Consider the following 13,416-nt stretch of genomic DNA (forward strand, 5'->3'; position numbering starts at 1 on the left):
GTGAAGAACTTCAATAAGCAAATCACTTTATCGCTAAAAAATCCGTTTGTTTTCAATCATGACGTTTACGGACAAAAAGTCCTTCCGGGATTGGCTTATATTGATATGTTTTATCAGATTTTCAAAGAGCGCGGCTATTCATACAACGGGCTTCAGCTGCGCCATTTATCCATTTATCAGCCGCTTATTGCGAAAGAAGACAGTGCGGTCAAGCTTACGGTTGAATGTACAGAGGTAAAAGAAGGGCGCTGGAAACTTACCGCAAAAGGAGCTGAGGTCAGCGGCGGACGCGTGCAGCCGGACGAACGAATTTACGTCAAAGCGGAAATGCATGAGACGGCTCCCGCGGTATTCAGTGACACGATGGATCTTGACTCTGTGAAGCGTGAGGCGGAGCGCACAATCGATTTAAACGAGCTGTATGCCCAATGCAGAAGCCAGGAATTGGTTCACAGCGGATATATGAAAGCAGAAGGAGATGTCTTTGAGGAGCGGGACGGCGTCACATTTGATTTATCGCTCGGAAAAGACGCGATGGGACAGGCCGAAGGGTTTTTGTTCCATCCGACTCTCCTTGACGGAAGCGGCGTCGGCGCAAACCTATTGATTTCGTCGCTGTTAAATGGGGAAAAGAGGCTGTTTCTGCCTCTTTTCTATGAATCTTTTACAGCTTCCGAACCTTTGCAGGCCGGCTGCATCACGAGAATCAAACGTTCATCGCTCCGGCAGGAAAAGGAGCTCATTTACATTACGCTGGAGTTTTTTAACGCATCCGGCCGGAAAGTCGCTGAGCTGAAAGATTTCACAAGCAAGCTCGTGCGGGATGCCGAGCTGATCAATACAGACCGAAAGCCTGCTGAGAAGTCTCCTGAAAAAGCGGGCCTGCCGGAAGTTTCGGCATCATTTGAAGGCGAACACCCGCATGAGGAAGCAGAGCGGTATGTCAAGAAGCTGATGGCGGAAAAAATGGGCAAGCCGCTTGAACAGATTGATTCTCAGGCCGGCTACTATGAAATGGGGCTGACATCGTCCGGACTGCTTGACGTTGTGGAAACGATCAGTGAAAAAATCGGCGAAACCCTTTCTCCGACTTTGCTGTTTGAATATACGACGGCAGCAGAGCTGGCGGCTTTTCTGACTGAGCAGTACGGAAGCCATTTCAGCGCTGCTGCTCCAAAAACGGAGAAGCCGGTTGTAACGCAAACAGAAAAAAGGCGGAAAATCAGCGTTCCGCAAGATGAAGATATCGCCATTATCGGCATGGCCGGCCGCTATCCGCAGGCCGAAAATATTCACGAATTCTGGGAAAATCTGAAAGAAGGAAAAAACTGTGTCACCGAAATTCCGGAATCTCGCTGGGACTGGCGCCGCTTTGAAAACGTAAAGTCGCCTTCCGGAAAGACCATTTCAAAATGGGGCGGATTTATTGATGATCCGGACTGCTTTGATCCTCAATTTTTCCGGATTACGCCGCGGGAAGCTGAAACAATGGATCCTCAGGAGCGGCTGTTTTTACAAACATGCTGGGAAACAATTGAGGATGCCGGATATACGCCGAAGTCGCTCGCAGAGGCGCGCGGACGGAATAAAAGACAGCGCGTCGGCGTCTTCGCCGGGGTGATGCACAAGGATTATACATTGGTCGGAGCGGAGGCTTCTTCTGAAGATCATGTATTCCCGCTTTCTCTTAATTATGCGCAAATCGCAAACAGAGTTTCATATTTTTGTAATTTTCACGGACCGAGCATGGCGGTCGATACGGTCTGTTCATCTTCGCTCACTGCGGTTCACTTAGCTGCGGAAAGCATTCGGCGCGGGGAATGTGAATCGGCGATTGCCGGCGGCGTCAATTTATCGCTGCATCCCAATAAATATGTAACATACGGTTTATGGGATATGTTTTCATCAGACGGGGTTTGTCATACGTTCGGGAAAGACGGAGACGGCTATGTCCCGGCTGAGGGAATCGGTGCTGTTTTATTAAAGCCGCTGAGGGAAGCGGTAAAAGACGGAGACCGGATTTATGCGGTTGTAAAGGGCAGTGCCGTCAATCACGTGGGAACAGTGAGCGGGATTTCCGTGCCGAGTCCTGTCGCTCAAGCCGATTTGATTGAGGAATGCCTGGATAAAGCGGGCATCGATCCGCGCACGGTCAGTTATATTGAGGCGCACGGGACGGGAACTTCTCTAGGCGATCCGATTGAGGTTCAAGGCCTTGTAAAGGCGTTCCGTCAGTATACACAGGACAAGCAGTTCTGTTCCATCGGATCAGTGAAGTCGAATATCGGCCATGCTGAATCGGCGGCGGGCATCAGCGGCTTAACCAAGGTTGCCCTGCAGCTACACCATAAAACTTTAGTGCCGTCGCTTCATTCCGAAGAACTGAATCCATATTTAGATTTTGAACAATCACCGTTTTACGTCCAGCATCATACCGAAGAATGGCATCAGCCTTCAGTGACGGAAAACGGGAGCGAAACAGTGTATCCGCGGCGTGCGGGCATCAGTTCTTTCGGGGCGACGGGTTCAAACGTGCATCTCATTCTTGAGGAATTTATCCCGGAAGAATCAAACGGAGCAAATGCTGAACCGGCGGAAGAACAGACTTTCATTTTCCCGGTTTCCGCCAAAAATAAAGAACGGCTTCAGGCATATGCGGCGAAGCTGGCTGCATTTATCCATCCCGATCTGCCGCTTAAGGATTTAGCTTACACGCTTCAGGTCGGCCGTGAGCAGATGGAGGAGCGGGTTGTGTTCACCGCTCAGAATATGGCGCAGCTCAAAGAACGGCTGAAAGGCTTTCTGGATGGACACACGGTCAGCGGATGCTGGCGGAACAGAGCAGATAAAGGCAAACAGGCAGGGCTTGCTCCGGACTTAATACATAAATGGCTTTCTAGCGGAAGTCTGGAGATGATTGCCGAAAAGTGGGCCGGCGGAGGAACGATGGATTGGAATCTCTTATACGGAGAAAACAAACCGAATCGGATCAGCCTGCCGACATATCCGTTTGAAAAAACACGGTATTGGGTGCCTGAGGCGGAAAAAAGAGAAACGGTACTTCAAAAAAATGCCGGCATGCTGCACCCGCTCCTGCATGAAAATGTATCAAACATGTCAGGCGTCCGCTTCAGGTCTGCCTTTAGCGGCGGAGAATTTTTCTTGAAAGATCACGTCGTCAAAAATGAGCGAACGTTACCGGGCGCCGCTTATCTGGAAATGGTCCGAGCTGCTGCTGAACATGCGGCAGAAACGAAGGAAGAAGGAACATTCCGCCTGAAACATGTCGTATGGGTGCGTCCGTTTACAGCGGCGGATGAAACCGCTGAATTGTATCTCCGCCTTTATGACGAAGAAAATGGGGAGATGGGATTTACGGTTTATGGTGAAACGGCTTCATCAGAACAAGAGCCCGTACTCTATGCGCAAGGAAGCGCATCGTTCGTCAAAGCGGATGAACCGGCCAAAATAGAGATTGACAAATTGAGAGAATCGCGACGTCTGATCGCGCCTGAGGCATGCTATCAGGCATACAAACAGATGGGGATTGAATACGGGAATGCTCATAAAGCGGTCACGGAAATCTATGCAAAAGACGGCGAAGTGCTCGCAAAGCTCTCACTCCCGTCATCTATTTCTCATACAAAAGATCAATTTGTCCTCCATCCGAGTCTCTTGGATGCGGCATTTCACGCGACGATCGGTTTAATGCTTGACAAAGACGGGACTGACATAAAGCCGATGCTGCCGTTTGCTCTCGAACAGATCGATGTGTTGAAACGCTGTGAAAGCAATATGTGGGTTTCCATTGCGTACAGCGGCGAAAGCAGGCCTGAAGATGCCGTGCAGAAGCTGGATATTGTTTTATGTGACGAACATGGCCATGTATGTGTGAAGATGACTGGTTATTCAGCGAGAGAAATTGAAACGGATAAAACAGATACACTATTTTTTGAACACGTATGGGAAGAGAAGACCGCTTTGCGTGAAAAAACGGCAATCAGTTTCAAAGCCCATCACGTGATGATATCTGATCGGTTTACGAATCAAATGAACAGCATACAGACAGACTTCAGCTGTAACGTGCTCTGTGATCAGCATCAGAGTGAAGACGAACGGTTTGAAACCTGTGCGCTTCAGGCTTTTGAAGAAGTGAAGAAAATCCTCGCTTCGAAATCCGGCGGCCGCGAGCTCATCCAGATTGTCGTGCCTCAAGAAGCTGATACGCAGCTCCTTTGCGGCTTAACGGGACTTTTAAAAACAGCGGCGCTGGAAAATCCGAACCTGACCGGCCAGCTGATCGAATTGGAGCCGGACATCAAGGCGGACACGCTGACCCGATATTTGAAAGAATGCGGCTCCCATCCTGATGACAAGCATATTCGCTATGAAAACGGCAAGCGCTATGCGGTACAATGGCAGGAAACGGGTCTTGAACAGTTCGGCGCCGAAAAGCCGTGGAAGGATAATGGTGTTTATCTGATCACAGGCGGTGCGGGCGGTCTCGGATTTTTGTTCGCCAAAGAAATCGCTCGGCATGCAAAAAACGCCGTTCTTATTTTAACGGGACGCTCTGTGCTGGATAACCGTAAAAAAGCCCAGCTTCAGGAGCTGTCCGATCTTGGTGCGCAAGCCGTGTACAAACAAACGGATATGACTGATAAACAAGAAGTTCGATCGCTCACAGCGGACATCTGTCGGCAGTACGGCGGCTTAAACGGTATCATTCACAGCGCCGGGACGATAAAAGATAACTATATTCTGAAAAAGCACAAAGATGAAATCCGTGATGTGCTGGCGCCGAAAGTCGCCGGATTGGTTCATCTTGACGAAGCGGTTAAGGACATTGAGCTTGATTTTCTGATTCTTTTCTCTTCTGGAGCGGGAAGCGCCGGAAGCGCGGGTCAAGCGGATTATGCGATGGCCAATGCGTTTATGAATGCCTTCAGTGAAAAAAGAAACCGGCAAAAAGCCCGAAATGAACGCTATGGACACACCCTTTCAATCTGCTGGCCGCTTTGGAAAGACGGCGGCATGACGGTTGATGCCGAAACGGAGGCAATGCTGACAAAAGAAAGCGGCATGGTCCCTATGAAAACAGAAAACGGCATTCAAGCTTTGTACCGCGGATGGGCGGCAAAAACATCCCAAGTCATGGTGACGGAAGGCTACGCCGCAAAAATCCGGGCGTTTCTGAAAAGATCAGCGGATGATCAACAGGAAACAGGAAGCGACACCGAAGCGCCGGCTGGCCTTTCATCAGGCGGAGAGAATATGCTTGCAGAAAAAACAGAGCATTTCTTGAAACATGTGCTTTCGGAAGTAACCAAACTTCCGGTCGGCAAAATTGACGCCAAGGCGCCTATGGAAGATTACGGAATTGATTCTATTATGATTATGCATTTGACGGGCCGGCTGGAAAAGAGCTTCGGTTCATTATCAAAAACATTGTTTTTCGAATATCAGAATATCGAATCGCTGGCGCAATATTTTATGAAAGCACACCGCGATACGCTGCTGGATCTGACCGGGATGAAAACGGAAGAAATCCCTGCAGCCAAACCGTCTCTCCTTGAGAAAACAGAGGTAAAACCTGTTTCCAATCGGGGTGAAGGCAAAAAAGGCTTTGCGGCAGTCCGCTCAGACACGCGGAAAAATCACCAGCTGCCCGAGCGTGAAGATATCGCGATTATCGGTCTGTCTGGTCGTTATCCGCAGGCCGAAAATCTTCAGGAATTTTGGAAGAACTTGAGTGAAGGCATTGACTGCATAACCGAAATTCCAAGCGATCGATGGGATCACCGTCTTTATTACGACGCTGATAAAGATAAAGAAGGCAAGACGTACGGAAAATGGGGAGGATTTTTGAAAGACGTGGACAAATTTGATCCGCAATTCTTCTCTATTTCGCCCCGGGATGCAAAATTGATGGATCCGCAGGAGCGGTTATTTCTGCAATGTGTCTACGAAACGATGGAGGATGCCGGTTATACGCGCGGTAAGCTGACCGGAAAATCGGGTGACTTGCTGGGTGCCAATGTCGGTGTTTACGTCGGCGTCATGTATGAAGAATATCAGCTTTACGGAGCAGAAGAACAGGCGCGCGGAAAATCGCTTGCGCTGACCGGAAATCCGTCATCAATTGCGAACAGGGCTTCCTACGTATTCGGTTTTAACGGCCCGAGCATGGCCCTTGATACAATGTGCTCTTCTTCTTTAACAGCCATTCATCTGGCATGCCAAAGCTTGCGGAACGGGGAATGCGAAGCAGCATTTGCCGGGGGCGTCAATGTATCCATCCATCCGAATAAATATTTGATGCTCGGCCAGAACAGATTTTTATCTAGTAAAGGCAGATGTGAAAGTTTCGGAGAAGGCGGAGACGGTTATGTGCCCGGTGAAGGAGTGGGCGCTGTACTCCTTAAGCCGCTTTCTAAAGCGAAAGCGGACGGTGATCATATTTACGGTCTGATCAAAGGAACGGCCGTGAACCATGATGGAAAAACAAACGGGTATTCCGTCCCGAATCCGAACGCCCAAGCCGCAGTGATCAAACAGGCGTTACAAGATGCAGGAACCGATCCGAGGGCGGTCAGCTACATCGAAGCCCACGGCACCGGAACCTCACTCGGCGATCCGATTGAAATCACGGGTCTGACTAAAGTCTTTTCGGAACAGACACAAGATAGACAGTTTTGTGCCATCGGCTCGGCGAAATCCAATATCGGGCATTGTGAAAGCGCGGCGGGCATCGCGGGCCTGACGAAGGTGCTTCTGCAAATGAAACACAGGCAGCTCGCACCCTCCCTGCATTCCCGGACGCTTAATCCGAATATCGATTTTCTCAGTACGCCGTTTAAAGTGCAGCAGACGCTTGAAGAGTGGAAAAGACCGGTCATCAATGAGAACGGAGTAAATAAAGAACTGCCGAGAACCGCAGGGCTATCCTCTTTCGGAGCCGGCGGCGTCAACGCTCATATCGTCATCGAAGAATATGCCGTTGATGAGGATAAGGAGCCGGCTTTTGCCGCACCTCATCCGTCAATGATCGTCCTTTCCGCGAAAAATGAGAATCGGCTTCAAAAACGCGCGCAACGGCTTCTTGATGCACTGCGGAGCGGGCGTTACCGGGAAGCGGATCTGAGCCGGATCGCTTATACGCTTCAAACCGGACGTGAAGCGATGGAAGAGCGTCTCGGCCTGATTGTCAGCAATTTGCGCGAGCTTGAAGAAAAGCTTGACGAATTTACGGGCGGCAAGGATTCAATTGACCAGCTCTACCGCGGACAAGTCAAACAGAATAAAGACACGATGGCGCTCTTTGCGGCTGATGAGGATATGGAAAAAACCATCGAGGCATGGCTTGAAAAAGGCAAAGCCGCAAAGGTATTAGAGCTTTGGGTGAAGGGTCTTCCGCTGAATTGGGATGTGCTGTATCAAATGGGGAGACCGCGGAAAATCAGTCTCCCGGCTTATCCGTTTGCAAAGGACCGTTATTGGATCGACACATCAGCAGATTTACCTGTCAAAAGACAGGCAGAAACACAGCCGGCGCCGATCGTGCCGGCGGCCGTCCCGGAACCGGTCATTGAAGCGGCACCTCTTCAAGAGGAGACTGCGAAAGAAAAACCGACAAACATTATGTTGCAGCCTTTGAGCGGCACGGAACCGAAAAGAACCGTACTGTCCGCTTACAGTCCGGCGGTTTCCGCTGAAAAAATAAGTGCCGTATTAACGGAAAGTTTGGCAGACGTTTTATATATGGATGCTGACGATATCGACGCAGACGACACATTTATTGATATCGGTATGGATTCAATAACCGGTCTTGAATGGATAAAGGCCGTGAATAAAAAGTACGGCACGTCCCTTACGGTGACGAAAGTATATGATTATCCGACAATCCGCCAGTTTGCGGCCTTCTTGCAGCAAGAGCTCGGAACCGAACCGAACCTTGAGGAAGAAACCGAACCGCAGAAAACAGAGGCGGTGAAAAAACCGTCCAACATACTGCTACAGCCTGTAGCCGCTCAAAAGCAGCCGGTGTTACAGGCAAAGGCGAATATTCTGGAGGCGATGTCTGAAACGGCCGCTTCCGCCGAGCCGGAAGAACCGATTGAAGCGGTGTATGCAGAGTTATCAAAAGCACTGGCTGATGTATTGTACATGGAGCAGCATGATGTAGATATTGATGAGGCTTTTATTGATTTGGGCATGGATTCGATAACCGGTCTTGAATGGATAAAGGCCGTCAATAAACGGTACGGCACGGACTGTAACGTAACGAAGGTGTATGATTACCCGACAATCCGCCAATTTGCCGATTTTCTGCGTACGCAGCCGTCCGTCCGCGGCAGAAAAAAACAGGCGGTTCCTGTACGTCCAAAGCCGCTGAAGCAGGAATCTGCCCCGCAGGAGAAATCATCTGCCGAGCCGGGCAGATTGACGGTTCAAAAGGAACCTGAACCGGTGCGGGCCAAACGGGAGCCTATGACGGACGCGATCGCCATCGTCGGCATGTCGGGCAAATACCCGGACGCGCCGGATCTTACGACGTATTGGGACAATTTAGTCCGTGCGAAAAACGCCATTCGCGATATCCCGCTTTCCCGCTGGGATGTAAACAAGTACTATGATCCGGCCTTAAATAAGAAGGGCAAAGTGTACTGCAGATCAATCGGTATGCTTGACGGCATTGAAGAATTTGATCCGCTGTTCTTTAATATTTCTCCGTCTGAAGCGGAACTGATGGACCCGCAGCACCGGATATTTTTACAGGAAGGCTTTAAAGCCTTTGAAGATGCGGGCTACAGCTCAAAAGAATTAAACGGGAAAAATTGCGGCGTTTATTTGGGGATTATGAACAATGAATACGGCATGATGTTAAACAAACATCAGACAGGAGGAAGCGCCACGGGCAACAGTTTCAGCATCGCGGCGGCCCGCCTGCCGTATTATCTCAATTTGAAAGGGCCGGCCATTCCGATCGATACGGCATGTTCATCTTCTCTTGTCGGAACTCATTTGGCGCGTCAGGCGCTCTTGAATCATGAAATTGACATGGCGCTTGTCGGCGGTGTGACCTTGTATCTAACGCCTGAATCATACATCAGCATGTGTGAAGCCGGAATGCTGTCTCCTGACGGTCAATGTAAAGCATTTGATAACAGTGCGAACGGATTTGTGCCTGGCGAGGGCGCGGGGGCGCTCGTGCTGAAGCGGCTGCAAGATGCGGAAGCCGATCAAGACCATATTTACGGAGTCATTATCGGATCCGGAATTAACCAGGACGGAAAAACAAACGGCATCACCGCGCCGAGCGCGAAAAGCCAAATGGATTTAGAGCGTCAAGTGTATGAAGCGCACAACATCCACCCTGAGAGCATCACCTATGCGGAAATGCACGGCACCGGCACAAAGCAGGGGGATCCGATTGAATTAGAAGCCTTGTCTTCTGTATTCAAGGAAAAAACGGACCGCAAACAATTTTGCGCCATCGGTTCTGTGAAATCAAATATCGGACATACCTCGGCGGCGGCAGGCGTAGCGAGTGTGCAGAAAGTTCTGCTGTCAATGAAGCATCAGAAGCTTGTGCCGACTCTTCATTTCAGCACGCCGAATGAACATTTTGATTTCGATGACTCGCCTTTATTTGTCAATACTGAAGTGAAACCTTGGGAATCCGGCGGAACACCGCGGCGGGCCTGTGTCAGCTCATTCGGCTACAGCGGCACAAACGCTCATCTCGTCATTGAAGAGTATCAGCCGAAAGACAGGGGCCGCCGTAAGCCTGATGAGACAAACATTTTTGTGCTGTCGGCCAAAAAAGCGCCGCAGGTAAAAGCCTATGCCGAGTCGATGATCGATTTTGCAAAGGCCAATCAGGATATCCATCTTTCAGATATGGCGTATACACTTCAAACCGGACGTGATCCAATGGATTACCGTCTTGCGGTTACAGCGGATTCGAGAGAAGAGCTGATCAGCCGTTTAACCGATTTTGTAAACGGCAAAATGGGTGAAGGGATATATGAAGCTCACGTCAAAACGGCAAAAAAAGAAATCAAAGCATTTGAAACGGACGATGATCTGAAGCTGCTTGTCAAATCATGGTTCGATAAGAAAAAATACGGCAATTTAGCGGAATTGTGGGCCAAAGGGCTTCAGGTGGACTGGAACAAGCTCTATCAGGACGAAAAACCCCGCAGAATCAGTCTGCCGGCTTACCCGTTTGCAAAGGAGCCGTACTGGCTGCCTGAGCCGAAAGCCGTATCGCAGGGGACGGAAGACCGGCGCGAGGCTGTGCTTTTAGAAAAGCAGTGGGTTCCGTGTGAGATTGAGTCGGCCGGCGGCAACATCGGTAAAAAGGTCATGATTCTGGCTGACGTGAAGACAATGGGGCTTGCCGAAGAGACTGCGAAGTATTTCGCTGACTCTTTCATTCTCCCGATTGATTCCGCCGATACCGGAGAGGCCGATTGGAATCACATAGATGGCGCGATCGATCTGACGGGATGCGGTGACGAAGACCTTTCTCAAGAAGGGCTCAGCCGTCTCCAGATTTTGATTGATACAAGCCGCCGGCAAACGAGGCCGCTGACGCTGCTATATGTAACAAAAGGCTTGGAGCCGTTTCAGCAGAAAACGATTCACCTTGCAGGAGCAGAAAAAAGCGGCCTGTACAGAATGCTGCAAAATGAGTATCAAAACGTGACCTCAAGACACATGGACGCCGATACCGAAACGGATCAGCTGACGCTTGCCAAACAGATTGCAGATGAATATTCGGCGGACAGTACAGAACCGGAAGTCTGCCGCCGAAACGGACAGAGATACCGGGCTTTATTCAGGGAGATTCCAAAACGGAAGCCATCAGAACATAAGCCCGTAACGTTCCCTGAAGACCATGTGCTTTTCATTACCGGAGGGACGAGAGGACTCGGTCTTTTATGCGCCCGCCATTTCACAGAAAAACACGGCGTGAAAAAAGTAGTGCTGACAGGCAGGGAGCCGATTCCTCCACGTCATGAACGATCAGCCGTCCATACAAGGATGAAAGAGAAAATTCGAGCGATTGAAGAGCTCGAAGCAAAAGGCGTGCAAGTGGCAGTGCTCAGTATGAAATTGTCTGACCGTGTTGCCGCAGCAGCGGAAATAGAAACGATCCGGCGCACGATGGGACCGATCGGCGGCGTCATTCACTGTGCGGGATCTGTTAATTCAGTAAATCCGGCGTTTATCAGAAAGACTGCCGATGACATACAAGAAGTGCTTGAGCCGAAAGTCGCCGGGCTTCAAACATTAAGCAGCCTTTTTACAAATGATCCTTTACAATTCTTTGTCTTATTTTCATCAGTATCTGCTGTTGTTCCGGTGCTTGCAGCGGGACAGTCGGATTATGCGATGGCAAATGGGTACATGGATTATTTCGCTTCTGCTCATCAGCATCAATATCCGATGGTCAGCATTCAATGGCCGAATTGGAAGGAAACCGGATTGGGTGAAGTCCGCACAGAAAGCCTGAAGCAGACCGGGCTGTTAGGACTGACTAATGCAGAAGGGCTTGACTTGCTGGACCGCATTTTGTCTGAAAACATCCGCCCGGCCGTTCTGCCGGCCATCGTTGATCGAAGCGAATGGCACCCTGACAGGCTGCTCTGTCAAAAGAACAAGCAAAAAGAGGCTGAAGCCGAATCAACCGGCCAAATCGAGGTAAAACAATCAGGCTCAGACCTTCTTCTTGATACGAAGGAGTGGCTTGTGAAATTGTTTTCGGATGAGCTGAAAATCGCTCCGGATGAACTGGAAACAGACGAACCGTTTCAGGATTACGGAGTTGATTCGATTATTTTAGCGCAGCTGCTGCAGCAAATGAATCAAGCTCTCAAAGAGGACTTGGACCCGTCTGTTTTATATGAACATCCGACGATTGACGCGTTTGCCGAATGGCTCGTATCCAACGGGCAGCCGCTGTTTACAGAAAAGAAGGAATCTAATACAGAACCCGCGGTTTCTGCTTTCGTACAAACGGTTCACACTGAACAAAAGCGTTTTGCCGAAAGTGAAGACATTGCCGTTGTCGGAATGAGCTGCCGCTTTCCGGGAGCGGAATCGTTAGAACAATATTGGGATTTGCTGAGACGCGGCAGGTCCGCAATCGGTTCTGTGCCAAAGGAGCGATTCGGATATGCAAATCAATATGTTGCGGGATTGATTGAAAGTATGAATCACTTTGATTCCGAATTCTTTTTCATCCCGGAAAACGATGCGAAAGCGATGGATCCTCAGGCATTGGCCGTGTTGGAAGAGAGCCTGAAGCTTTGGTGCCATGCCGGCTATACCCGTGAAGAAATCAAGGGCATGGAGGCCGGTGTGTACATCGGGGGCCGCAGCCAGCATCAGCCTGATCCTGAAAGTCTTGCGAATACGCGCAATCCGATCGTTGCGGGCGGACAGAACTATTTAGCGGCAAACGTTTCGCAATTTTTTGATCTGCGCGGGCCGAGCATCGTGCTTGATACAGCTTGTTCATCGGCTTTGACAGGAATGAATATGGCCGTTCAGGCACTGAGAAGCGGCGATATCAAAGCAGCGGTAGTCGGCGGCGTCAGCCTGCTGAACACGGATGCGGCGCACCGGATGTTCCAAGAGCGAGGGCTGTTAAACGAGAAACCGTCCTTTCATGTATTTGACAAGCGGTCAGGCGGAGTTGTCCTCGGAGAAGGCGTCGGCATGGTGCTGTTAAAAACGGTAAGCCAGGCGCAAAAAGACGGTGACACGATACACGCAGTCATTAAGGCCGCAGCTATGAACAATGACGGCAGAACGGCAGGACCGTCAGCCCCTAATATGCAGGCGCAAAAAGACGTCATGCAAAGCGCGCTTTTAAAAAGCGGCAAAAAGCCGGAAGACATCACTTATATCGAAGCGAACGGATCGGGTTCTGCGGTGACTGATTTACTTGAGCTGAAGGCGATTCAATCCGTATACCGCTCTGATCAGCATGTTCCGCTCGGAATTGGGTCAATCAAGCCGAACATCGGGCATCCGCTTTGCGCAGAAGGGATCGCAAGCTTCATTAAAGTCGTATTAATGCTGAAACATAAACAAACGGTTCCGTTTCTCTCAGGAGATGAACCGATGCCGCATTTTGATATAACAAAGACAGATTTTTATTTTCAAAAGACAGCGGGCGAATGGAATGCAGCCAAACCGTGCGCAGCCATCAACTGCTTTGCCGACGGCGGAACAAACGCCCACATCATTCTGGAAGCTTGGGAAGAAAAAGATACCCGATTAAAAAGAAAGCCGCTGCCGGTCCCGTCATTAAGACATAAGGCTCTGGTAAAAGAACCTGCCGTACAGGTGAAAAAAGAGCTTCCTGCGAAAATGTTCTGGAAAGCATTTAATTGAGAG

1 protein-coding gene is annotated in these 13,416 nt (G+C 49.9%); it reads left to right on the top strand.

Annotation, left to right across the window (positions count from 1 at the left end):
* The gene (locus tag QRX25_RS08425; protein WP_283092432.1) at window positions 1-13,413 is read left to right on the top strand and encodes a type I polyketide synthase; all 13,413 of its coding nucleotides are present in this window, start codon (window positions 1-3) and stop codon (window positions 13,411-13,413) included.
* Window positions 13,414-13,416 lie beyond the last annotated feature (3 nt).

The organism is Bacillus sp. L381 (assembly GCF_030284525.1).
Lineage (GTDB): Bacteria > Bacillota > Bacilli > Bacillales > Bacillaceae > Bacillus > Bacillus amyloliquefaciens.